General features: G+C 68.6%; 21 protein-coding genes and 1 pseudogene. 10 read left to right on the forward strand and 12 right to left on the reverse strand.

The genetic code is table 11. From position 1 onward, the window contains the following. Nucleotides 1-50: 50 nt before the first annotated feature. The 7 genes from fxsT to ACWY4P_RS18430 all read right to left on the reverse strand — a co-directional run bounded on the left by fxsT (nt 51) and on the right by ACWY4P_RS18430 (nt 9,592). Complete coding sequence (fxsT, locus tag ACWY4P_RS18400; protein ID WP_456211636.1) at nt 51-3,932, reverse strand: FxSxx-COOH system tetratricopeptide repeat protein; 3,882 nt, start codon at nt 3,930-3,932, stop codon at nt 51-53. 273 nt (nt 3,933-4,205) lie between these two features. Then, complete coding sequence (locus tag ACWY4P_RS18405) at nt 4,206-4,343, reverse strand: hypothetical protein (RefSeq protein WP_456211637.1); 138 nt, start codon at nt 4,341-4,343, stop codon at nt 4,206-4,208. 52 nt (nt 4,344-4,395) lie between these two features. Beyond that, nucleotides 4,396-6,147, reverse strand: coding sequence for an ABC-three component system protein (locus ACWY4P_RS18410; RefSeq protein WP_456211638.1), 1,752 nt, complete (start codon nt 6,145-6,147; stop codon nt 4,396-4,398). Beyond that, complete coding sequence (locus ACWY4P_RS18415) at nt 6,125-6,391, reverse strand: ABC-three component system middle component 6 (protein WP_456211639.1); 267 nt, start codon at nt 6,389-6,391, stop codon at nt 6,125-6,127. Before ACWY4P_RS18415 ends, ACWY4P_RS18410 begins: the two co-directional genes overlap by 23 nt. Then, complete coding sequence (locus ACWY4P_RS18420) at nt 6,388-7,326, reverse strand: ABC-three component system protein (RefSeq protein WP_456211640.1); 939 nt, start codon at nt 7,324-7,326, stop codon at nt 6,388-6,390. The genes ACWY4P_RS18415 and ACWY4P_RS18420 overlap by 4 nt, the downstream gene beginning before the upstream one ends. A gap of 171 nt (nt 7,327-7,497) precedes the next feature. Continuing rightward, nucleotides 7,498-8,985, reverse strand: coding sequence for an MFS transporter (locus ACWY4P_RS18425; RefSeq protein ID WP_456211641.1), 1,488 nt, complete (start codon nt 8,983-8,985; stop codon nt 7,498-7,500). 76 nt (nt 8,986-9,061) lie between these two features. Further along, complete coding sequence (locus tag ACWY4P_RS18430; RefSeq protein ID WP_456211642.1) at nt 9,062-9,592, reverse strand: cupin domain-containing protein; 531 nt, start codon at nt 9,590-9,592, stop codon at nt 9,062-9,064. A gap of 278 nt (nt 9,593-9,870) precedes the next feature. On the opposite strand from ACWY4P_RS18430, the gene ACWY4P_RS18435 reads away from it, so the two are divergent. Then, on the forward strand, nt 9,871-10,086 hold the full coding sequence (locus ACWY4P_RS18435; RefSeq protein ID WP_456211643.1) for a DUF397 domain-containing protein: 216 nt from the start codon (nt 9,871-9,873) through the stop codon (nt 10,084-10,086). An 89-nt stretch (nt 10,087-10,175) separates the two neighbouring features. On the opposite strand, the gene ACWY4P_RS18440 is transcribed toward ACWY4P_RS18435, so the two are convergent. Beyond that, on the reverse strand, nt 10,176-11,315 hold the full coding sequence (locus ACWY4P_RS18440) for a methyltransferase domain-containing protein (RefSeq protein WP_456211644.1): 1,140 nt from the start codon (nt 11,313-11,315) through the stop codon (nt 10,176-10,178). A 438-nt stretch (nt 11,316-11,753) separates the two neighbouring features. Between ACWY4P_RS18440 and ACWY4P_RS18445 the strand changes: the two genes are divergently transcribed. The 5 genes from ACWY4P_RS18445 (at nt 11,754) to ACWY4P_RS18465 (ending at nt 17,237) form a co-directional block, all read left to right on the forward strand. Next, complete coding sequence (locus ACWY4P_RS18445) at nt 11,754-13,013, forward strand: helix-turn-helix domain-containing protein (RefSeq protein ID WP_456211645.1); 1,260 nt, start codon at nt 11,754-11,756, stop codon at nt 13,011-13,013. Nucleotides 13,014-13,103: 90 nt separating this feature from the next. Further along, a complete protein-coding gene (locus tag ACWY4P_RS18450) occupies nt 13,104-13,514 on the forward strand; it encodes a hypothetical protein (RefSeq protein ID WP_456211646.1) in 411 nt (136 codons plus the stop codon). After that, a complete protein-coding gene (locus ACWY4P_RS18455; RefSeq protein WP_456211647.1) occupies nt 13,511-15,655 on the forward strand; it encodes a tetratricopeptide repeat protein in 2,145 nt (714 codons plus the stop codon). Before ACWY4P_RS18450 ends, ACWY4P_RS18455 begins: the two co-directional genes overlap by 4 nt. 373 nt (nt 15,656-16,028) lie before the next feature. Beyond that, complete coding sequence (locus ACWY4P_RS18460; protein ID WP_456211648.1) at nt 16,029-16,481, forward strand: Rrf2 family transcriptional regulator; 453 nt, start codon at nt 16,029-16,031, stop codon at nt 16,479-16,481. 6 nt (nt 16,482-16,487) lie between these two features. Next, on the forward strand, nt 16,488-17,237 hold the full coding sequence (locus tag ACWY4P_RS18465) for an SDR family NAD(P)-dependent oxidoreductase (protein ID WP_456211649.1): 750 nt from the start codon (nt 16,488-16,490) through the stop codon (nt 17,235-17,237). Between the two features lie 69 nt (nt 17,238-17,306). Here the strand turns inward: ACWY4P_RS18465 and ACWY4P_RS18470 are convergent. Then, nucleotides 17,307-17,735, reverse strand: a pseudogene (locus tag ACWY4P_RS18470) (transposase family protein); the annotation flags it as partial. Between the two features lie 446 nt (nt 17,736-18,181). Between ACWY4P_RS18470 and ACWY4P_RS18475 the strand changes: the two are divergent. Next, on the forward strand, nt 18,182-18,553 hold the full coding sequence (locus ACWY4P_RS18475; protein ID WP_456211650.1) for a ClpX C4-type zinc finger protein: 372 nt from the start codon (nt 18,182-18,184) through the stop codon (nt 18,551-18,553). Between the two features lie 373 nt (nt 18,554-18,926). On the opposite strand, the gene ACWY4P_RS18480 is transcribed toward ACWY4P_RS18475, so the two are convergent. The 3 genes from ACWY4P_RS18480 to ACWY4P_RS18490 all read right to left on the reverse strand — a co-directional run bounded on the left by ACWY4P_RS18480 (nt 18,927) and on the right by ACWY4P_RS18490 (nt 21,067). Further along, on the reverse strand, nt 18,927-19,337 hold the full coding sequence (locus ACWY4P_RS18480; RefSeq protein ID WP_398530354.1) for a RidA family protein: 411 nt from the start codon (nt 19,335-19,337) through the stop codon (nt 18,927-18,929). 99 nt (nt 19,338-19,436) lie between these two features. Next, complete coding sequence (locus ACWY4P_RS18485) at nt 19,437-20,153, reverse strand: VOC family protein (RefSeq protein WP_456211651.1); 717 nt, start codon at nt 20,151-20,153, stop codon at nt 19,437-19,439. A 98-nt stretch (nt 20,154-20,251) separates the two neighbouring features. Then, a complete protein-coding gene (locus tag ACWY4P_RS18490) occupies nt 20,252-21,067 on the reverse strand; it encodes a nucleotidyltransferase domain-containing protein (RefSeq protein ID WP_456211652.1) in 816 nt (271 codons plus the stop codon). Nucleotides 21,068-21,143: 76 nt separating this feature from the next. Here ACWY4P_RS18490 and ACWY4P_RS18495 point away from each other — a divergent pair, with 76 nt between their 5' ends. Genes ACWY4P_RS18495 through ACWY4P_RS18505 form a run of 3 tightly spaced genes read left to right on the forward strand, consistent with a single transcriptional unit; the run spans nt 21,144 to nt 23,148 of the window. After that, nucleotides 21,144-21,503, forward strand: a complete 360-nt coding sequence (locus ACWY4P_RS18495) for a DUF6204 family protein (RefSeq protein ID WP_456211653.1) — start codon at nt 21,144-21,146, stop codon at nt 21,501-21,503. Continuing rightward, on the forward strand, nt 21,503-22,306 hold the full coding sequence (locus ACWY4P_RS18500; protein ID WP_456211654.1) for an NAD-dependent epimerase/dehydratase family protein: 804 nt from the start codon (nt 21,503-21,505) through the stop codon (nt 22,304-22,306). Before ACWY4P_RS18495 ends, ACWY4P_RS18500 begins: the two co-directional genes overlap by 1 nt. Nucleotides 22,307-22,332: 26 nt before the next feature. Further along, nucleotides 22,333-23,148: an SDR family oxidoreductase gene (locus ACWY4P_RS18505; protein ID WP_456211655.1), complete on the forward strand. Its 816-nt coding sequence runs from the start codon at nt 22,333-22,335 to the stop codon at nt 23,146-23,148. The last annotated feature ends 5 nt before the right edge of the window (nt 23,149-23,153 follow it).

Consider the following 23,153-nt stretch of genomic DNA (forward strand, 5'->3'; position numbering starts at 1 on the left):
TACGGAAGGCCCGGCTCCCGCTCGATGCGGGGGCCGGGCCTTCCGGCTGTTCAGATGGGCAGCGGCTCGAAGTTCCACAGCGGGCGGTTCCGCTGCCAGGCCGCCAGCACCTGGGGGTGCTTCGGCCCCAACTGGGCCTCCAGCGCCCCGATGGCCGCCTGCTTGATCGTCCACGCCTCGTCCCGCCCGCCCTTGATCTCGCCCAGATCGGCAGCGAGCGCGAGCCGCGCCGCCAAAGTCAGCGGATGCCGCTGACCCAGTGTCTGTTCGGCCCGCAGCGCGGCCTCCCGACTCAGCGCACAGGCGTCTGTCCAAGCGCCCAAGCTGTGGCAGGCGGCGGCGGTGTTGACGACGATCCCGAGCGTCCAGGGGTGTTGCTCACCAAGTGCGGCGGTCATATCGGTCAGGGCCTTCTCCAGTACCGACCGCGCGTAATCGGGAACGCCCCGTTTCAGCAACACGAGCCCCTGGTTCGCCGATGCCCCGATGGCATACGGATGCAGGGCGCCCAGGCTCGCCCGATAGGCGTCCGTGACGAAGTCATCGAGCGCTATCGCCTCATCGAGGCGGCCCCTCTGCTTCAGCAGCGCACACGAGTAGTGGGAGGCGGTCAGCAAGGACAGCGGCGCGTCCTCGCCCAACAGCCGCCGCGCGCGGTCCAGCGTCACGGCGAGCATGGCCGTGCCCGATTCCGCCTCACCGCACTTGAGCCGGCACACCGCCAGAGCGCCCTCGGCCGACAACGTGTGCGGGGTCTCGCTCCCCACGGATGCGTTATGCCGCTCGACGCTGCGGGACTGGTGGTCCAGCGCATCCGCGTAGCGGCCCATCAGCAGCAGGTCCCATCCGTAGGCCGTCTCGGAGGCCAGCGTGTCGAGATGGTCGCTCCCCAGGGTCGCTCTCCGGCGCTCCAGGACCAGCTCGTCCACGTCCAGCGCCGACTGGTAATGGCCGAGCGCCCTCAGCGAGGCGGCCAGTTCGGCCCGAGCGCGTAGGTGGTCCGGGCTGTCCTTGGGCGGCGGGGAGAGGTCCGCCTGTCGCTGGCAGAGCTCGTACGCCTCGGCGTAGCGACCCAGGCCCCGCAGGTCGGCAGAGAGCGCGTTCATCGCGGCGGGCGAGCCGGCCTCGTCAGACTCATCCAGGACCCCCCGGTCCAGCCGCTCGGCCCGGGCGTAGTTCCCGGTCGCCCGCAGCAGGGCACCGCAGCGCAGGATGAGCTCCCTGTCCGGAGCGGGCGCATCGGTGACCTTGTCGACGAGGCGCAGGGCCGTCGCGTAATCGCCCCTGAGCGTCAGATACGTCAGACAGTCGAGGCCCAGCTGCCCGCCGGACAGTTCGAGATACGGCACCAGCTCGGCGTAGCGGGGCCAGGTGGCAGGGGCCTCGGGCTGTCCCGGGTGCGCCGCGGCAAGGGCATGACGGATGACCTGGGCGTCCTTGTCCCGGCGGTCCTCCGGCCTCCTTCTGCGCACCGCGTCACAGACGAAGCGGTGCAGCCGCAGCACCTCCGCCTCCCGCCGGACCACGGAGCGCTGCACCAGCCTGGCGACGGTGACCTCGAAGTGGGTGGGGTCCTCCAGCAGCGATGCCACCGCCGGGGAGACCAGCTTCCCCGGAACGGCCCGCAGCAGCGCGAGCGGCACCGGGCCCGGCCCGAAGACCGCGCACAGCTGCAACAGATCGGCCGCCAGCTGTGAGTGCGCCTGCAGCCGCCGGATGAGCTCCTTGTACGCGGAGGCGTACGGCGCCGGGTACGCCGCCCCGGACTTCACGGGCACCGGCCCGCCCTCGCGCAGCCGACGGATGTACTCCTCGGCGGGCATGGTCGAGCCGTGCAGCCAGCCCGCGGTCTGGTCGAGCGGCAGCGGCAGGTCCTCCACGGCGGCGGCGAGCGCGCCGGCCTCCTCGCGGCCCAGCCGTGGGGCGCGGGCCCGTACGAACGCCACGCTCTCGTCGCGGCCGAACGGCGGCACGTCCAGCAGCTCGACGTAATGGTCGGCCCAGCCGCGGTTCTGCGAGGTGATCAGCACATGGCCGCGCCCGCCCGGCAGCAGATCGGCGACGGCCTCCGGGGTGTCGGCCCCGTCGAGCACGAGCAGCCAGCGGTCGGACGGCACGCCCCGGCGCAGATTGTCCAGCGCGGCCCCGGCCCGGGCGGACGCGGAGTACCCCTGAACGTCCTTGCCGAGGTCGGCCAGATGGCCACCCAGCCGCTCCTCCAGCGCCGAGCGCTCATGCGCCGCGGCCCACCACACCACGTCGTACTCGGCGCCGAAGCGATACGCGTACTCGGTGGCCAGCTGGGTCTTGCCAATGCCCGGCAACCCGACGAGCGCGCACACCGCGGCCTCGGCGGGGGCGCTCCGCAGAAAGTCGTTGATCCGTTCCAGGAGCAGGTCCCGGCCGGTGAAACCGGGGTTGCGGCGGGGCACGCCATCCCACAGCTCGGGCGGATCCCCGGGCAGCCTGGACCGCTGCCGACCACCGTTCGCCCTGGCCGGGGCCGCGCTCACCCCGAGCGCGCGCAACAGCCGCCACTCGCACTCCTCCTCGTCGACCCCCAGCAGCCCGACGGCCCCCAGCCGGGCGACAACCACCGGCAGCGGGTGACCACTGACGACGAACGCGGCGATCCGGTCCGCGCGTCGGCGTACGCCCGCGCTCCCCAGCGCCGCCTCCCACTCCTCCCCGGTACGGGCCGAGTCGACGGCGAAGAAGTGCTCGCTCAGCAACAACAGGTGGAAGGCGTCGTCGGTGAGCAGTTCGCTCACCGCGCGGTCCAGATCCAGGGACGGCTCGGCCGCGGGATCCCAGCGCCGGATGGTGACCTCTTCCCGGGCGACGCCGGACGCCTCCAGGCGCTGGGCGACCCAGGCGGCCCAAGGGCGGTTGGGCCCCGCGTATGTCACAGTGACGGGCAGATGACCGGGCAGGCCGCCGGGCGAGCCAGGAGGCGGCGACTGGTGCACGTACACAGCGTCCCCGTGGTTTCCCACCACCACCTGGCCCGAGTCCGGGCCCGAGCCCGAGAACTGACGCGTGTCCGAGAACGGATGCGGGTCCTGGGCCTGGGCCGATGCCGCGCCGGCCGCTCCGCCCCGCATCCGGTCGAGCTCCCACTCCAGCCGCCGGGCCCGCTCCTCCGCGGCGATGGCCTGCTCCTCCGCCAGCCACAGCCGGTGCGCCACAGGGTCCTCGGCCTCGACCTGCTCGGCCGCGGCCTCCTCCCCCGTCTGCAGCTGGTGCTCCAGCTCCTCGCACCGCCGCTCGGCCTCCAGCGCCTGCCGCCGCGCCTGCTCCAGCTCGCCCTGCAGCCGGGCGACCTCCTCCTTCAGCCGGTCCCGTTCACCGCGTAACCGCTCCTGCTCACCCCGCAGCAGCTCCACCTCCGCGCCGCGACCGTCGCGCCCGACCGACATCGACACCGCGAGCTGCCGCTGCTCCAGCTCCATCTCCGCGATCCGCTGTTTCCGCGCCTGCAACGCCTCGGTCAGCGCCTCCGCCCGTACCTCGGCGTGCTGGCGCCGCCGGTCGGCGTCGGCGAGCTGGTCACGCAGGTTCTGCAGCTCCCAACGGGACCTGTTGGTGGCCTGCAACGCCCGCCGTTGCAGACCGTGCACATGGGCGATGACCTCGGACGAGGACGGCCGCCCGGTGGCCTTGGCGGCGTGGGTCAGCAGCGTGTCCACGAACTCGGCCGGGGCGACCACGGTCCCGTTCAGATAGCGCGAGACGGTGCCCGGGTCGCAGTGCACCCGCAGCGCGAACACCCGCAGGGACACCCCGACCGCCCCGAACAGACCCCGCAGCCCCGCCGCCAACTCCGCGCAGGGCGGCTCCACATGCCCGGGTATCGGCTTGAGGTCCCCGACCCGCCCGCCGTCGCCCGCCCACGGCACCAACTCCCCACGGACCTCCTCGTCGTCCTCCACGCACACCCTCCCCCTGTTGCGGCGACCGGCAACGCGTGAGACCTGCCGCAACACCCGGCGCCCCACGCAAGGTGAACGTACCCGGCGAACCGACCGGCCGCACGGAAAGGACCCTCCCCATGCCACCCGCGAACCACCCCACCCCCCGCCCGCTCCTCGCCCTCGCCGCCGCCGCGGTCTCCGGGGCCGTACGCGCCCTGGTGGGCTGGCTGCTGGACCGCACGGTGGACTGAGAGCATCGCTCGGCTCACGCTCTCAGCGGGCGGCGCCCCGTCACATCGGCAGTGAGCCGTACAAGCCCGCGCCCACGGCGGCGAACCCCGCGCCGACCCACTGAGGCCAGCCATGGGTGCGCCGTCCCGCCACATGGACGAGGGCCACGGCGGTCATGGCGATCCACAGGACGGGCATGTCAGCGCGGACCTCGTTCGTGCAGGCCGGGCCGTTCGAAGCCGTATCAGTCCTAGAAGCGGAAGCCGAACAGACCACCGTTGTCGAGATCGTCACTCAGGCGTGGTTCACGCAGGTACGGCGTGGGGTCGAAGTCGCGGCGGACGGCTTTGTCGAGGTCATCGCTGTTCATGGTGGCGATGTATTGCATGCCTTCGTCACGGGTGATGTCGGCGGCCAGGGTGAGGGCGGCCGTGAGTTGCCGGTCGTCGACTCCGTCGAAGAGATGGCTGTCGTGGATGAGGAAATCAGGGCCACGGCCGTGACGATGAGCGAGGACGGCGAGGGTGAGGTCGAAGCAGAAGATGACCATGTTGCCGATGCCACGGCTGTCATCGCTGTGGATATGGGGCCTGATCTGCAAGCTGCTGGGCCCGGCTTCAATCGCGAGATAGGCCTCGCGTCCTTCGCCGTACAGACGCTGCGCGTATTGGGAGAACAACAGCGTCGCCTCCGCGGTCTGCTCAGCCCGCTCGTCCAGGTCGGTGGTGACAGCCTGCTGTAGCTGCAAGCGCTGGGCAGTGATTTGCCGGGCACTGGCTTCCAACGTCTGTGCGGCTTCGTAGCGGTGCCGCAAAGCCTCCAGCGCGGCCTGTTCACGGGCCAGAGCCTGTTGCAGCGCGGTCAACGCCTCCAGCGCACCACCGTCATTGAGAACGCGCAACAACCGGGACTGTTCCTCACCGAGTCGAGCCCGCTCGGTGCGCCGCGCTTCCAGGCGCGCGCTGAGGTCGGTGATCTCCGCGTCGAGAAAGCGCCGACGGTTACGCACCACGGACTGGTGGAAGGTTTGCACCTCCTCGAATCGACGGCGAACCTGGTCGCTGAGGACGACTCCGAGTTCCTGGTAGACGGGTTCCAGGTAATGCACCTCAACGTCGGTGGCTTCGGTGACAGCCTGGCGCAGTTCCTCCAGGTTGCTCTGGTCGATCACATCATCCTGGGTGAGTTGCTTGATACGACGGGCGATGCCGTCCGCCTCTTCCTTGACCCGTTCGTATTCGGGCACCACCTGGAAGTCCGCAATTTGGGCCTGAAGCCGCTCAACCTGCGCCTGCGCCAGGGTGATCTGCCCGCGCAAGTCGGCAGGCGAACCGACGATGCGTCCCCATACCGGATCGTTGATGGCCTTGCGCAACTGTGTGCGCGTGGCCTTGCGGGCGGCGAGCTGCCGGTAGCCGTCGGCCAGCTGCCAGTCCAGCCCCAGCATGTACGCGAGGTTGGTGGTGGCGTCGGCCTCGGCCTGGCGGGAAAAGGTGCGGGTGGCTTCGTTGAAACCATGTGCGGCCACCCGACGGGCCAGGAACGACAGCATCGTCCGGCCGCTGACTCCAGGATGTTCCTCGCGCAGATTGAACAGGTCCCGCTCGATCAGCCGGGTCCATCGCTCGGTACTCAGCTCAACAGGTGCGCCGAGATCGAGCTCGAAGATTCCGCTCTCGTCATGGGCGGTGATATCCGGTGTGATGCGGACCATGCCGGGACGACCGCCGCTACGCCAGACTTGCAGATCGCCGACGCCGGGCCACGTCATCCGCAGGTTGAATGTGATGTTCCGTAAAGCCTTCTTCGTGACCAGCGACCGCTTGTCGGCCCGCGATCCGAGCAGGAAATGGGTCAGCTCGATGAGGCTGGATTTACCGGCGCTGTTGCGGCTGTCGGTATCCGAGGACACGGCCGTGGTGTCCGCCACGACAAGGTTCATTCCCGGGGTGAAGGTCGCGGTCTTGAATCCGGGGTGATCAGCGTTCAAGCGCTGCAGCATCGGCACTCCTCGCTACGAGAACATCCCGGCGCAACTCCACCGCGCCCATGCTGTACAGCACATCAAGAGCCAGTACAAACCAGGCGAACGATACCGGTGCGTAATGCCCATGCTCGGCCCGCCACATCTTCAACCGGGCCCATGCCTGGCTAACCGAGCGCGGCTCGTCCAGCTGAAGCAACACCTGAGCTCCCACGGCCAGCAAGCACCGGTCGGGTGCGATGCCTTTGGTCGGCGTGATCACGCCGACACCCCGATGCCGGAGCCGGCCCATCCGGGTGGAGGCGCCTCGAAGATGTCGCAGCGCTCGAAGAAGTGCGCCAATATCACCCAGGCCGCCCGCTGCACTCGCGGCTGCTGATTGCCGTTGCCGAGTACGTACATCTCCAGCTGCCACAGCACATCTTCGGGCTCGGTCCACTCCTGCCGGACCTGCTGGTAGTACAGCCGGAAGCCCTGCGCCACCTCGTCGTGTTCCATTGCGCGGATACCCCCTTCGTAGAAGGCATCCACGAGGTGGCTGTGGCGCATGCCTCGCACCAGATCCTGCCGGGCATCGCCATGTAACCGGTTGAAATCGAGCTTGCCCGGCTCCACGTCCGGCAACGGCATCAAAGGGTCCGCCGCGACCCGCTGATCCCGCAGGTGCTTCAGCAGGGGCGCCAGATCATCCATGCCCACTCCGTGAATGACCGGCTGGATCGGGATCTGGCAACGAAGTACCTCCTCGGCCACTTCATGGTCGAGGCGCATGAACTCGTACCACAGACGACGCGTGCCCATCTGCTCGAACTTTACGTCCGGATGCTCCGCGTCAGTGCCGGACAGCAGCGTCGCGATCTGGGGATGCATGCCACGCCGGTCATTGTGGACGAATACAAAGGTATCGAACTGTCCGGATCTGTTCTTCAACGCCTTGACCAGGTCCGACGCCAGTTTCCGCTTCACCTCTGCGACGTCCACCGTCTGCGGCGCGTAGCAGGCGTACAGCTTGCGCTCGTACAGCGATAGGCCATCGGCGCCTTGATCACCGAGGTTGCCGTGGGTGCGCACGTCGAGAAAGTCCGAATAACGCGCACACATCAACCGGTGGAAAAAGTCCTCAAACGCCGTCTCACATAACTCAGCCATCAGCTCCAAGAACTTCAGGCGAGCGAACATACGCTGCTCGAACTGCATCGGCCCCCCTTGATCTCCCCGGAGAGACTAGCGCACAGTGATCAACGTGATACAAGAAGTAGGCATCGGAAATGAGACAGTCTCAGATCCGCGACCGCGCCTGTAGGCGACGACGGCGGCGCCCGCCACCCCGTGTGGGTGGCAGGCGCCGTATCTACAACCGCCACCACGTCAGACACGGGCGGCGACGGGCCGGGAGTCGACGACCTCAGTGGCGCGCTCGGCCACCCGCTCGGACACCCGCTCGGACACGGGCCGACGCAGCCCCAGCGCCACCAGAGCAGTGACCGCGATCCCCGCCGCCGCTACGAAGACCGCCGTACGCAACCCGTCCGTGGTGGCCGCGCGCAGCGCCTCGCCCCGCTGCCCGTCGAGGCCCGCGTTGGCGACCGCGACCAGCAGCGCGAGCCCCACCGCGCCGCCGACCTGCTGGCTGGTCGACGCGACGCCCGACGCGATGCCCTGCTCCTCGGCCGCCACCCCGAGGGCGGCGGCCCCGAACATCAGGGTGTAGCCCGCGCCCTGGCCCAGCCCCATGACCACCAGTCCGGGGACGAGGGCGAGGTACGAGGCGTCAACGGACATCGAGACCCCGACCACCACCGTGCCCACCGCGCCGACCACCAGCGCCGCGATCAGCACCGCGCGGATGCCGTACCGCGTCGCCAGGCGGCCGGCGGTCTGCGATCCGACCGCGATCGCGACCATGGGGACCAGGCACGCCAGCCCGGCGGACAGCGCGTCGTAGCCGTGTACGCCCTGGAAGTAGCCGGTCAGGAAGTACATCAGCGTGCCGAACGTACCCATGTACAAGAAGGTGACCACGGTCCCGACACTCAGATTCCGGTTGGCGAACAGCCGCGGCGGCAGCAGCGGATCCGCACTGCGCAGCTCGACCGCGACGAACACGGCCAGCAGCACCGCGCCCGCGGCCGCCGAACCCAGCACGGCCGGTGAGGTCCAGCCCGACTCGGGGCCCTGCACCAACGCGAACACGACAGCGGTGACCGCGACCGTGGAGGTCAGCGCCCCGGCGAGGTCGAAGGAACGGCCGCGGGCGCGCGGGGCGCCGTCCGGGGCTATCAGTACGGACGCGAGGCCGGCCGCCAGGCCCGCGAGCGGCACGTTCACGAAGAACACCGAGGCCCAGCCGAACGCGTCGGTGAGCACACCGCCCAGCAGCGAACCGAGAATCAGACCGCTGCCACCCGCCGTCCCCCACACCGCGAACGCCCGGTTGCGCTCCCGCCCTTCAGGGAAACTCGTCGAGACGAGCGTCAGCGTCGCGGGGAAGAGAAACGCCCCGCCAACCCCTTGTACGGCGCGGGCCGCGACCAGCAGCCCCGGCGTCCCGGCCAGCCCGCCGAGCAGCGACGCGACCGCGTAGAGGCCGAGCCCCAGCGCGAACATCCGGCGCGGCCCGAACAGATCGCTCGCCCGGCCGCCCAGCAGCAGGAAGCCACCGAAGGCGACGGCGTACCCGCTGATGACCCACTGGAGCTCGGCCGCCGAGAAGCCGAGACCGGACCCGATCTCGGGGAGGGCGACGTACACGATGTTGTAGTCGATCGAGATGATCAGCTGGGCGAAGGCCAGAAGGGCGAGGGTGAGGCCGAGCCGCCGGGGTGGCGGGGGCATGGGGGTACTGGTCGAGGGCATGGCAAAGCCTGCTTTCGGCGCGAGGGGAGGGGTGGAGTGGCGGCGGTAGGTGGTGGAGCCGTGGCTCCCGGCCGGCTCAGTTCGCCGTACGGCGCCCGGCGAGCTCGTTCTGCCACACGGGGCTCTCGAAGTAGTGGTTGTCGTACGTCTCGGAGCTCTCGCGAATCTCCCGCACACTCGCCTCGCCGCGGTACACGCGCTCCAACAGCCGGTAGTAGTCGAAGCGGTGCAGCCCCGGCGTGAACACCACCAGCAGCTCCGCGGTGCTGTCCGCCGCCGGCGCGAACGCGTGCGGGACGGTCGGCGGCACGGTCAGGAAGTCGCCCTTGCCGAGGATGTGCACCTCGTCGCCCACCAGGATGCGCATCGTCCCGTCGAGCACGAAGAACATCTCGGTGGCCCTGGTGTGAAAGTGCGCCGGAGCCCCGGGCGACCCCTTCTCAAAGGTCGCCTTGTTCGCGGTGAGCGCCCCACCGGTCACGCCCGCGTCGGCGAGCAGCGTGATCAGGCTGGTGGCACCATCCTGAAGCGTCTCGGCCTGCTTGGCGCGGACGAGGACGGGGGCGGTGGGCTCGGTGGCGGTGGTGGGGGCGTTGCTGCTGCTCATGGTGGCTCCTGGGTGCTGCTTGTGGCGGTTGTCCCCTTGACACCAACAAAGCTAGGTCGCCGAAAGACCCATTGGATGGTTCATTCAGGCGTCGATTCCATGGGTCAATTTGGCGGGCGGTGGCAGCTCCCACCGTCGGCCGACGCCGGGCGCCCGGCGCCCGGCGCCCGGCGCCCGAAGAGGGCATCGACACCAGCCACCTTCACGATGAGAACAGGAGTGCGACAGTCACCCAAATCTGCGAGGCTGATCCGAGCTGTCCTGGAGGTCTGCGACTCATGCCAACCACCCCGGACCTGAGCACGGCTGTGTGGCGCAAGTCCAGCTACAGCAGCACCCAGACAGGGTCATGCGTTGAGGTCGTCGACGGCATACCGGGCATAGTCCCGCTCCGCGACAGCAAGAACCCCGAGGGCCCGGCCCTGGTCTTCGAGTCTGCAACCTGGACCTCGTTCGTGCAGGCCGTCAAGCGCGGGGAGTTCCACGCCGCCTGACCCCTGAACCGCGGGCGACTTTGCAGTGGATACGAGACACGGACCCGCCGTGGCGTCGGCGTGCGTGTCCTGGTCGGGCCACCGCCACTTCAGCCGGGCAGCTCCCACTGATGGCCACGATCCAGGTCCGCGTGCCATGCCACCTGCTGGTCAGCGGTCACCGTGAGCCCGAACTCGTACAGCTCCGGCTGCCCGGCCGCCCGCCACCACTGGTACGCGCCCTCCACCTCGACGAAGAGGTCTCGCGGGCCCCATTGCTGGACGCCTCCGTCGCGTACGTACGCCCACGAGTCGGCCGTGGCGAACCACCACGCGTCGCCCTCCCAGTCGGCATGCACACCGGGAAGCCGGAGGCCCAACGCGAACCGTGCGTGAAAGTTGTCGTCCAGGAACGACAGGTCGAGGTCGGTACGGCTATCGCGGCTCTCGTCCCAGGATTCGGCGGTGTACACGTCCTTGAGCGGGAACTCCGGCCGCCGCTGACCCCGTAGATCCATGAAGGACATCGGGCACCCGAAGTGTCCGCTCGCGGAGCCGCCGTCCTCCGACACCCGCAGGCAGGCCATCCCGTGAGGCTGCAGCGTCGTCTTCCACGGGGTGACGATCAGACCACCAGGCCGGGTCTGTTCCACCCACGCGAACGGAACGCGGTGCAGTGACGCCGTGCACAACACACGGTCGTACGGTGCCCCATCCGCCCAGCCACACTCCCCGTCGCCCGCCACCACCCACGGCAGGTATCCGGCCTCGCCCAGCCGCCGAACGGCTCCCTCTGCCAGCCCCGCATCCACTTCCACCGATACGACGTTCGCCTCCCCGGCCCGCTCGCAGAGCAGCGCGGCGTTGTAGCCGGTGCCGGTGCCGATTTCGAGCACCTTCATGCCGGAACGCACATCGGCGGCGGCAAGCATGGTGAACACCGCGTTCGGGGCGCTGATCGAGCTGGTGGGCAGGACTCCTCGCGCGTCCGCGCCCATTCCGCCGACGCGCCCGTCATCCACTTGCGTGATGAGGGAGTGCAGCGGGTCGTACACCAACGTGGCCCACGTGTCCGGCTCGTCGGCGGCGTGAAGCGGTCGGTAAGCGTCCTCCCGCCAGACCCATACGGTGTCGGGCACGAACGCGTGGCGCGGCACCTTGAGGAAGGTGTCACGCATCCAGGGCTCAGGAAACCCGTCCAGGCCGCCGATGATCTCGGCGGCCTGGACGCGCAGTTCATCGAGGGTCATTTGCGGTGCGTCCCGCCACCCGGCTTCGACACATCCGGGTGCTGACTGTCGCTGTCACTCGGCGACGGCTCCTTCGGCTGGGGGTTCGGGGCTGGTGGCTTTCCATGGCTACCCATCGGCTTTCCTTCCTTTCGTTGGTTCCAGCGCACGACTCAAGGCAGGGTCACCTGCCCGCTGACGGCAGCGCGGGCACTCGCACGGCGGCCAGACAGACGACAGGCTGAATGGATCGCCATAGGCCATGGGCGGGCACGATAATGAGCAGACACTCGTCCGCTTCCCCGTCTCGGGATTGACCTTGTACACCTTGATCGTCATCGCGGACATGAGATGGCGGCTCCGGACTGGTTCGGCTGTCTTGCGTCCGATCCACCTTTTCGAGGGGTAGCCATCGCCGACCAGCCCAGCTCCCTATAGGACCGCCCTATAGTCGAAGCCATGGTGAACCAGTCGGCACCAGAACCGGCACCGAACCTATGGACGCACCCCCGGCTGGCCGCCGCAGCCGCCGACGAGAACTGGCAGCAGCTCTTCCGCGTGTGGCGTCAGCTGACCGGCACCAGCCAGACCCGACTCGGCGCGCTCGTAGGACTGGCACAATCCGACGTCTCCGAGATCGAACGCGGGCGGCGGCGAGTGACCTCTTCGGAGGTGCGGCAACGCATCATCGACGGGTTGGGCGTTCCAGCCGAGCTTCTTACCGGCGCTCCGCGACCGATTCCGACGCCCGTCCCCTCGCTCGGACTAACTTCCCTCGCTCCCGACCCCGATCTGCTCGACCGGCTGACGAAAGTCGTGGCGTCCCCCGCGAGGGTCGACCACGCGACCTTGGACTGGCTCGACCGGCTACTCGCCGAGCATCGCCGGGCAGAGGACGACCTCGGTTCGAGGCCAATCGTCGGCATCATGCGACGGCAGTTGAGCATCGTCGCCGATCTGTACGCAGGCACATCTGGCGTGTTGACGACCCGGGTTGTACGGCTCGCGTCCGAACACGCGCAGTTCCTCGCCTGGATGGCGCAGGACCAGGGCGACTCAGCCGCCGCCCTCGCCTGGTACGACCGCTCCCACGAGTGGGCTCTGGAAGCCGACGAGTCCGATATGGCGGCGACGACTCTCAGCATGAAGGCGCATCTAGCCTGGTCAGCAGGGAACGGCCAACGGTGCGTCCGCCTCGGCCAGGCCGCGCGCAGGGCTTCCCCGGAGGTCTCTCTGGGTGTCCAAGGCATGGCGGCGCAAATGCAGGCCCGTGGCCACGCGTTGGCGGGCCAGGCCGACGCGGCCCATCGACTCCTCGACGAGGCAGAGCGACTCATCTACCGCGCGGCAGAAAGGCCCGAAGACGAGCCACCGTGGATGTATTTCTACGGCGAGAACTGGTTCACGCTGCAACGAGGCATGGCCGAGATGCATCTGCGCCACTGGGACGGCGCTGTCGACTTACTGCGTACGGGAATCAGCGTCCTGCCCGTTCAGTACCGCCGCGACCGCGCCTGGTACGGCGCTTGCTTGGCCCATGCGCTCGCCGCAGCCGGTCACGTCGACTTCGCGGTACAGACCGCAGTCGACTGTGCCGCTGACGCGGCCGATGTCGGACGCCCCCACGCCTGGGACGAACTGCACACCACCGCAGCGCTGCTCCTGCGGCGCGGCGCACCTCAAGCGCGCACCCTGGTCGATGCCTTGCGCGGCTACTGATCCCCTGGGCGGCCCCAGATCCAGTGCGTTTGCCCGGCTCGCTGGCTAGGCTGGGGCGACGGAACAGCGGCTGGTTGGAGGGGCGAGTTCGTGGATCCGGAGATGGTCGCGCTGGCGGGTACGGCGGGAACGACCCTGATCACCATGTTGACAACCGAGGCGTGGCAAAGCGTCAGAGAAGGCTTCGCCTCGTTGTGGCGCCGTGCTCAGCCGGACCGGGCTGACGCAATTTCCGCCGAGCTCGATGCGACGCGCAGCGACCTGCTCACTGCACAGGCCAATGGTGACCTCGACTCTCGCGAGGAGTTGGGCGCCGAGTGGCAGGGACGCGTCCGGCGGCTGCTCGTGGCACACCCCGAGGAGATGGAGGCGTTGCGGACGCTGTTGAACGAACTGGCCCCGCACACGCCCGAAGTTCCATCGGTGACTCAGCACGCCACCGCCTCAGGTCAAGCCCGGGTCTACCAGGCCGGCCGCGACCAGAACTTCGGCCCACGATGACCGGCCGCAATGACGCCTGGGCCGATGGCCAAGGCCGCGTCTATCAAGCCTCCGGTGACCAGCACATCACCGAGCACCACCATCACGCCCCCGAGTGGTCGGGGCCCGACTCCGTACGCCGCCCGGCGGTCGGCCGTGCTCCCGCAGTGCTTCGCGACCGAGTCGGGGAGATGGACCGACTGCGCGCCGCCGTTGAACCTGGCGTCGGCAACCGCGTCTACGTCCTCCACGGCCTGGGCGGATGCGGCAAGACCGCTGTTGCCTACGCGCTCTTCCACCACGCCACTGGCGAGGCGGGTCGACTCGGGCTGTGGGTCAATGCTTCCGACCCCGCCTCTCTGCGGGCCGGGATGCTCGCCGTCGCAGCCGACCGCGGAGCCACCGACGGTGAACTGGTGGGAGCACGCAGCGGACTGCGCCCCGCCGCCGACCTCGTGTGGCACTATCTCGACCACTCCGACGAGCCCTGGCTGCTGGTCCTCGACAATGCCGATACCCCCGCCATCCTCCGCGATGGTGGCTGGCTGCGCACCAGCCCGGTCGGCACCGTCGTCGTCACAACCCGGCAAGCAGCAGCTCACTGGTGGCCTGGTGCCGAACTCCTTCAATTCGGCGTACTTCCACGCGAGGATGCCGCTCTCGTTCTCCGCGACCTTGCGCCACATGCCGGATCGGTCGAAGACGCCGGGGAGGTCGCCGACCGCCTCGGACGGCTGCCCTTGGCACTCACCCTGGCCGGCGGATTCCTTGCCCACCAGGTGATCGACCCATGGACCCTCGCGGACTACAGTCGCCGACTGGACGGCGGCGGCTCCGGTCTCAGCCCCACCGATCCCATCGAGCTCATCGACCAGGGCGCCGCAGCCATCGGCGGTGACTCGCGTCACCTGCTCAGCCACACCTGGCAGCTGTCCCTCGATGCCCTCGCCACCCAAGGCCTGCCCGAAGCGGGCCGCCTTCTGAGCCTCCTCGCTTACTGGTCCAGTGATCCGTTGCCGCTGTCGGTCCTCTCCGGAGTCGAGCTCGAACCGACACTCCCGGCTTTTCGCGTTGAATCAGCCCTGCGCGGACTTCTTGATCACTCCCTGACCGAGCTCGTGTCTGGGGAGATGCGCTGCCTACGCACCCACGGCGTACTCCTCGACAGCGTGGCCCGAACCACGCCCACTGACCAGCGCGAGCAGCTCTCGGCTACGGCCGCCCGCTTACTTCTCTCTGCCTTGCCAGAGGTGCCCGACCGAGGGGCGCAGGAACCCCGCGTGAACCTGCTCGCGCCGCATGTGATCGCACTACTGCGGAGAACAGCGAATTGGGCGCCCAGTCAATCGACGGTGGAAGCGGCGGCAGAGTGTGCTCTTCGGCTCGTCACTGCTGTCCACAGGGCTGGCGACTATGCCTCAGCTCTCAGCTTGGGCAGCGAGGCTGTGGAACTGGTGAATCCACGGCTGAGCGAAGACCATGTGTTGGTTATCAGGTTGCGTCAGCGCGTGGCGCGGGCTCTTTTTCGACTTGGTCGATTCGAGGAGTCCGAGGCCCTGTACCTCAACCTACTGGAAGACTGCGAACGGGCGCTGGGTCCAGAGGCATCAGAAACTCTTGGAACTTGCTTGAAGCTAGCCAGTCCAGTGATCAACCTTGACCGTGAAGCGGATGGCATCGCGCTGATTCGACGCGCAGCAGAGGGATACGCCCAACTATACGGGCCTGCACATCCCTTGACACTTCTTGCGCGGTCATCCCTGCTGGATCAAACCACACAGCCGACCGAGGCCACCGCAGGTTCGACCGTGGTCACGGATTGCCGTCGCGAGCTAGGAGAAGACCACACCATCACGCTGGGCGCGGAGCTCGACTATGCGTGCGCGCTCCATCACGGCGAGCGAAACACTGAGGCGCTACCATACGTCCGCTCGGCCTTTGCGAAGTACGTACAACGCTTTGGCTCTGATTACCCAATCGCATTGAACGCCAGATCAACGCTAAGCATGATTCTGGGCGCACTCGGCCAATACACAGAGGCGATCGAGCACGGGGAAAAACTTGTAGAAGGCCGGACCAGAGCACTCGGCCCGACTCATCCCTGGACACTTTTCGCCAAGGACCTCTTGGAACAATATCGACGCTCCCAAAGAAACGCCTGAGGGCAGCACCCCCCCATTTATCTGCGCCCGAGTCACGCGAACCGTAAGTAGCTTTGTGGCGAATATCAGCCACGGAGCTCTTTCCAACCTGCTGCAGGAGCTTGGCGGTTGGGCTGACAACGTGGTGAAGCCGCGCGGCGTCCTCGTAGTCGAGCGCCCGGCCCCGCCGAGCTGACGGCGCCCGGGCCCTACTCGACTCTCGTTCGTCTCTCTTCCGCGGCCCGCTCCTGACCGCCCATCGGCCGGGCGACGCGCCCTTACGGCGGTTTCCCTTGCTGCTCGGGTCCTCGAAGTCCCCGCTCGCGTCTTCTGTCGGCGACCCTTTGACGGCATCCGATGTAACCATTATGGTTACTTTGAAGGAGGTGGCCTCGTGGCGGGAAACAGCCAGCTCACCGTGGCAGCACACGCTCTGACGTGGATCGAACTGCACCATCGACGCGAGGGTGGAATCGCGACATCCGAGAGGATCGCGGGTAGCGTCAATACCAACCCCGTCGTGATCCGGCGACTGCTTGGCCGGATGCGTGATGCCGGGCTGGTGCACTCTCGACGGGGCGCTGAGGCGGGATGGGTACTCGCCAGACCGCTGGAAGACATGACCCTGCGGGACGTGTACGAGGCGATCGAGCCGGCGCCGCTGTTCGCCGTGCACCGCTCTGACCCCAATCTCGACTGTCCGATCGGTTCCGGTATCCGGCCCGTGATGCGTCTCGCGTACGCGCGGGTCGAGGAAGCCGTTCGCGCCGAGTTGGAGTGCATAACGCTGGCCGATGTGCTCAGGGATATCTTGGCCGGCTCTGATCCCACAGAACTGGAGCATTGATCTGTCATGGGGCAACTTGATGGAAAGACCGCCATCGTAACCGGTGGTAACAGTGGAATCGGATTGGCCAGCGCCAAGCGATTCGCCGCCGAGGGTGCGCATGTGTTCATTTCTGGGCGACGACAGGAGGCACTTGATACTGCACTTTCCGAGATCGGTTCGAACGCCACCGGCGTCCGGGGCGACGTGTCCGATCTCACCGATATCGACCGGCTTTACGCTGCCGTCGCCGACCAGGGACGGCGCGTGGATGTGCTCTTCGCCAACGCCGGCGGTGGCGAATTCTCCACCCTGGAGCATGTCACCGAAGAGCACTTCGACACTATCTTCGGCACCAACGTGAGGGGCATGCTCTTCACCGTCCAAAAGGCGCTTCCCCTACTGAATGACGGAGCCTCAGTGATCCTCACCGGCTCCACCGCGGCGGGTTCCGGTGGCGAAGCGTTCGGCGTCTATGCCGCGTCCAAGGCAGCCATCCGTTCTTTTTCCCGAACCTGGGCCAATGAGCTCAGGCATCGCAAGATCCGTGTCAACACCCTCGTCCCCGGGCCCATCGAAACACCCGGCAACGCCGGCCTCGCCCCCAATCCGGATGAGGCAGCCAAGCTATGGGGCTTCTTCGCGAGCCAGATTCCCCTGGGCCGCATGGGCCGCCCAGATGAGGCAGCCGCCGCGGCGCTCTTCCTCGCCAGCGACCAAAGCAGTTTCGTCACCGGTACCGAGCTCTTCGTCGACGGCGGCCTCAACCAGATCTGACCGCCCGCAGCCTCACCTTTCAGAGGGTTTCCCAGCGGCCCCAGCAGGGGGTGCGGACCGTTCCGCCCACGCCCACAGCAGCCGGCCGAGGGGATCCGTGAGGGCCTGCACGTTCATCCCGTGCCTCTTGCGTTTCCCGGAGCAGAAGGGCCGGTCCGCGGCGATGCGGTCGATCGGCAGGAGGGTGCCGTCGAGGATCACGAACGCCTTCGTCGACGCGGCCTGTATCACGTCGGCCAGGGTGGGCGCGAGGTCGGCCAGGAGTTCGACAGCCTCGGTGACATACCGGTAGGCGGTCGTGGTTCCGATGCCGAATCCGGCTGCGAGCTGGGCATACGTGTGTCCCACCCGCAGGTGGGCGAGTGTGAGCAGGGCCTGGCGGCCGGCGCTCAGGCGCCGCCGGCGGGAGCCGATCGCGCGACGGTGCCGCCGCAGGCGGGTGGACAGGAAGCGCAGGGCAGAAGGGGACACGTCGACGCCCGACGGGTGGACAAGCATGCGAAGCCGCTGGTGGAGACGGTTCTCCTGGTCGAAAACCCATCTCCCGTCCCATATCCACCGCAAACTCATGCGTACCGCTGCTGGGCAGCGAGCCGTGGCGGCGCCGGAGTACAGACGGCCTGCCCCGCCTGAACTCACCAACGACAGAGGCAGTAGGCCCAGTTCCGGAGGTCAAAGGCGGTCACGCGGGGACCCGATCCGGCAGCGCGCGAGAGTTCGACGCGACGCGCAGCGACCTGCTCGCCGCGCAGGTTCTGGTCGCGGCCGGCCTGGTAGACCCGGGATTGGCCGGAGGCGGTGGCGCACTGGGGCGTATGCCCAAAGGCCGGTTCTGACGAGCCCACGTGGGATTGCACGACCCCCGCTGTCAGGCACCTCCTGACACTGTAAGGTCACACCTGACGCCGTCAGGAAGTACCTGACACGGAGGGGAAGGTGATCGGATGTCGCCCGCGGCAAATGAGTCCGTGATCGCGGCGTGCTCGTTCTGTCAGAAGCGGAACACCGAGGTCGGCACGCTCGTGGCCGGACCGGGCGTGTTTATCTGTGACGAGTGCGTGGCTCTCTGCTCGACGGTGATCGAGGGGAAGCCCGCGGAGGGCGGACCGCAACTTGCCCCGTGGGACCAGGTGACGAGCCCCGAGGTGGTGCTGGCGAGTCTGCCGCTGATCGCGGCTGCGGGGGCGCAGGTCGAGCGAAACCTGGCTCAATGGGTGCTCAAGGCGCGTGCGCTGGGAGTGACCTGGGCACGCATCGGGGAGACGCTGGGGATGACCCGCCAGTCCGCGTGGGGGCGTTTCTCTGGCGAGGACTAGGGCGCATATGCCTCTGCTCCACCGCCAGGTGCAGCTTGGCGGTGGAGCCGCCGCATGAGCGGCCGAGTCCGTGGTCGGCCGGTTCGATGGCGACGCCGCCGGGCGGCCGGAGCCGACCTCGCCCGCCTCCTCGTCGGCCTCGATGTACTGGTGCTCCACGCCACCGCACAGCCGCCACAGCGCCCACAGCTCCGTGGGCAGCCCGTACCCCAGGTACTGCCTCAGCTGGGAATCGGCCGTGGCGATCTCCTCTTCCGTCCTGGCGGCAGGAGAGAGGCATAGGAGGTGGGAGCGTGCTCGGCAGGCCAGGCGGTCAGACTCCGCCAGGCGGCTGCGACCAGGTCACAGTCGGCCGCTGGTGTCACTGGGCCCCTCAAGAATCGAGCACCGCGGCGACGGCCTCGATCTCGACGAGCTGGTCCTTATAGCCGAGCACAGTGACACCCATCAAAGTGCTGGGGACGTCATGGTCGGCGAACGAGTCCCGGACCACCTCCCAGGCAGCTACCAGATCCTCCTGCCGGGCCGATGCGACGAGGACCCTTGTGCTGATGACGTCCTGGAGTGACGCGCCGGAGGCCGCGAGAGCGGCCTGCATGTTCTCGACGGCCTTCAACGCCTGACCCGCATAGTCCCCGATCGCTGCCGTCGAGCCGTCGTCGTTCAGTGGACACGCCCCGGCAAGGAAGATCAGGCGGGACTCGGCGGGCGCCGTGGCCGCATAGGCGTACTCGGCGACATCGGACAAGGAGGCGGAGCGGATCAGCGTGATGGCACGAGCCACGTCGTCGGGTCCTTCCCTATCGAGTGTTGAACGCGGACATCCTGCCAGCGGCCCGTTGGAACCAGCCTCCCCTTTTCCGTCGCCCCTGGCGCCTCGGCGCTAGCCCTTCCCCAAGTCGGCCGCGAGGTCCGCCGCGCGAGAGAGCTCGTCCGCCAGTTCCGTCCGCTGCGCTTCGGTGAGCGTGAGGGCGGCGGCCTCGGCGCGATGGGCGTGGGCCGTGGCGGGATCGTCGAGTTGGGATGCGAGGTCGGCGCGCAGGATCAGGGCGCGGTAGTGCTCGGCGGGGCCGGACGGGGCCTCTTTCGCGAGGGCGTGATCGAGGATGCGGGCGGCTTGGGCGGGGTCCCCTTTGGAGATGCCGAGCAGCCAGGCGTTGTGCACCGCGCGGGCGAGGGGCTCCTTCGGCGCGGGTGCGTGCTCGAGGGAGGCGCCGGTGGGCTGGCCGATGCGGAGGCAGTTGCCGCCGGGGTCGGTCATCAGGAACTGCCTCATGCCGTACGAGGTGTCTTTCAGCTGCCCGATGCGCGGGATGCCACGGGTCGGGATGCGGCCGAAGGAGGCCTTGAGCCGGGCCCGGAAGGTCTCGTACAGCTCATCGACCCGATCGGTGGCGATGTAGCAGGTGGACCAGGACTCGGCCGGGACAACCGACTTGTGGCCGAAGAACTGCACCTCGATGTCGTCGCCGTAGCTGAGCGCCGCGTACGGGTTGGGGCGGGTCTGCAGGTGGTCTACAGCGAAGCCGAGGCGCTCGTAGAACTCCACCAGTTCGGGGATCGACGGGCAGGGGAGGATGGGGATCATCTTCTCGACCATGCGCCAGACGGTAGGCCGCGGACTCCAACTAGTCAAACTTGACTAGCTGTCGAGGTCATTGCCGGCAGGCATGCGGCCTGCCCCGGGGGCAACGTCCGCTACCCGCCCACCACCGCCCGCACCTCATCCACCAGCGCACCCGCCCGGGCCACCCGCGCCGCCAACTCCCCCGAGCCACCGCCCAACTCCCCCAGCAGCGACTCCGCCCGCCCGGCGAACCCGGCAGGCGTGTCCGGCATCCCCGCCACCGCCGCCATCGCCCCCTTCTCGTTGAGGCACCAGCGGCGGTGATGGGCGAACAGCGCCTGGACGAGCAGCCCGACGGCCCGGGACAGACACAGCGAGACATGCAGGACATCGCCGCGCGGGGCCGACTTGGCGGCGTTGGACACCAGGAACCCGGCCTCCCACACCACCCCCGTCAGAGCCTCCCGCAACGGCTCCGGATAGTGCCCCGCCTCGCCCCGCAACTCGCCCAGTTCCCCGCCCGGATCGGCCAGCACCCGCCCCATAGCCACCTCACCCACGTAACAAGGCGACCAGAAACCCAGCGGATGCCCGACCTGCGTCCCCACCTCGTACCGCCCGGCGCGGCAGTCCTCCCACACCGCCCGCACCCGATCCACATCCCGCAGGATCCAGTCCACGGCCCGGCCGTCCACATCCAGCCACGCCCCGCCGTTCACCCACGGCCCCCACCCGCCTGGCCCCGCGACCTCCACCGGCCCACCGACCACCTCAACCGCCAACCCCCGCAGCCCCTCCACATCGAGCGCGCCCCGGTAGTACACGCCCAGGTCCCAGTCCGAGTCCGGCGCGTGCTCACCCCGCGCCCGGCTCCCTCCGAGCATCACCCCGACCACGCCCGGCACCTCCGCCAGCCGCGCCGCCATGTCCGCAATCTCGATCGTCATCGGCCCATCCTCCGCTGCCAGGCCGAGGTGGAAAACACGGTGGAGCCACACCGGTCTCGCTGCATAGGCTCGCGGGATGGCCACTCGCACCTTCCGTATCACCGTCCGCGGCGTCTTCGACGGGTTGAGCACCGAGCAGCGGTCCGAACTCCTGGCCCGCGCCGCTGAGCACGACGTGCTACGCGCGGCGTTCACCCCGGAGGGGTACCTCAGCTACGACATCGCCGCTCGGGCCGCCTTCACCTTCCGTTTCCTGGACTCGGGAGAGGCCGAGGAGGACATCCTGACCGCGACCGAGCGCGCCGAGGGCGCGGCGGAGGCATGGCTGACCCAGCGCGGCTACGGCTACAAGAACCTCAGGTCCAGCGCCGAGGACCTCTCCCAGGCGCCCCTGGGCAAGCGGCAGCGCCGCGCCGCCGCCCAGAAGGGGGCGTAGTGGGTCTGGGGACGGTGGCGGTCACGGGCGCGGCGGGAAACATCGGGTCCGTGGTGCGGGAGGCGCTGCGGGGCGAGGCGGAGCGGCTGATTCTGCTGGACCGGGTGGCGCTCCGGCCGGAGGCCGGGAATGAGGAGGTGCGTACCGTCGATCTGCGGGACGCGGCCGCCGTGGAGGCGGCGCTCGCGGGGGCCGACCGTGTGCTTCATCTCGGCGGTGTGCCGGACGAGGCGCCTCTTCCGGCTCTGCTCGAAGCCAATGTGCTCGGCACACACCACGTCCTGGAAGCGGCGCGGCGCACGGGGATCGAGCGGGTGGTACTGGCGAGCAGCAACCGCGCGACGGGCTTCTACCCGGCCGGGCATCGCACCGGGCCGCAGGAGCCGGTACGCCCCGACGGCCTGTACGGGGTGAGCAAAGTGGCCGTCGAGGCTCTGGGGCAGCTGTACGCCGACAAGTTCGGGCTGTCCGTGGTGTGCCTGCGCATCGGCAGTTTCGAGGATGCGCCCACCGAGCCCCGCCATCTGGCGACCTGGCTGAGCCCGCGCGATGCCATCGGCTTCATCCGAGCCGCGCTGACCGCCCCGGCGTCCACTCGTTTCGCCACGGTGTACGCCGTCTCCGCCAACACCCGCCGCTTCTGGGAGCTCCCCGACCCGGCGGTGCTGGACTACGCCCCCGTCGATGACGCGGAACTCCACGCCGGGGACATCCCCGGGTCCGACCGCCCGGCCGACCCCGCCGAACCCCAGGCCGGTCCGTACGCCCTGCCGGAGTTCACCCTCGAACACCTCAGGCCCTGACTGAGATAATTGCCAGGAGTGACGCCATGCCGGAAACACTGAAGACCAGCCATGTCGCGATCGTGACGGGCGCGAATCAGGGCATCGGGGCTGCGACGGCAAGGGCGCTCGCTGCCCGCGGCGTTGCGGTGCTCTGCACCTACCTGCGGCTACGCGACTCCGATCCGACGAACGTGGTGGATCGCTACCACAGCGACCGATCCGTCGACGGTGCGGAGGTGGTGGAAGAAATCCGCCGAGCGGGAGGACGAGCTGAGGCATTCGAAGCGGATCTCAGCGACCCTGGCACCCCTGAGACACTCTTCGACGTCGCCGAGGACCGCTTGGGGCCGGTCGACATCCTGATCAACAACGCGTCAGGGTGGATCCAGGACACCTTCACCCCGGATCCGGCTGACCAATTCGGCCGACCGCTGCGTCCGGTCACCGCGCAGACCTGGTCACGGCAGTTCTCGGTGGATGCGATGGCGCCGGCACTGCTGATCGGCGAGCTGGCCCGTCGTCATCGGGCACGTGGCGCCAACTGGGGGCGGATTGTTGGTCTGACCTCGGGTGGCGACCTCGGCTTTCCGGGAGAGGTGTCCTACGGGGCCGCGAAGGCGGCCCAGACCGACTACACCTTGTCCGCAGCCGTGGAACTGGCCCCGCTCGGCATCACCGCCAACGTCGTGCACCCGCCCGTGACGGACACTGGATGGGTCACGGACGAGGTGCGACAGTTCGTCGCATCAAGCGCCACGCACTTCCATGTTGCCGATCCGGCTGACGTCGCGAAGACCATCGCGTTCCTCACCTCCGACGATGCGGCACTCGTCACCGGCAATGTCATCACCCTTCGCTGAAGGGC

Source organism: Streptomyces sp. LZ34, from assembly GCF_053890475.1.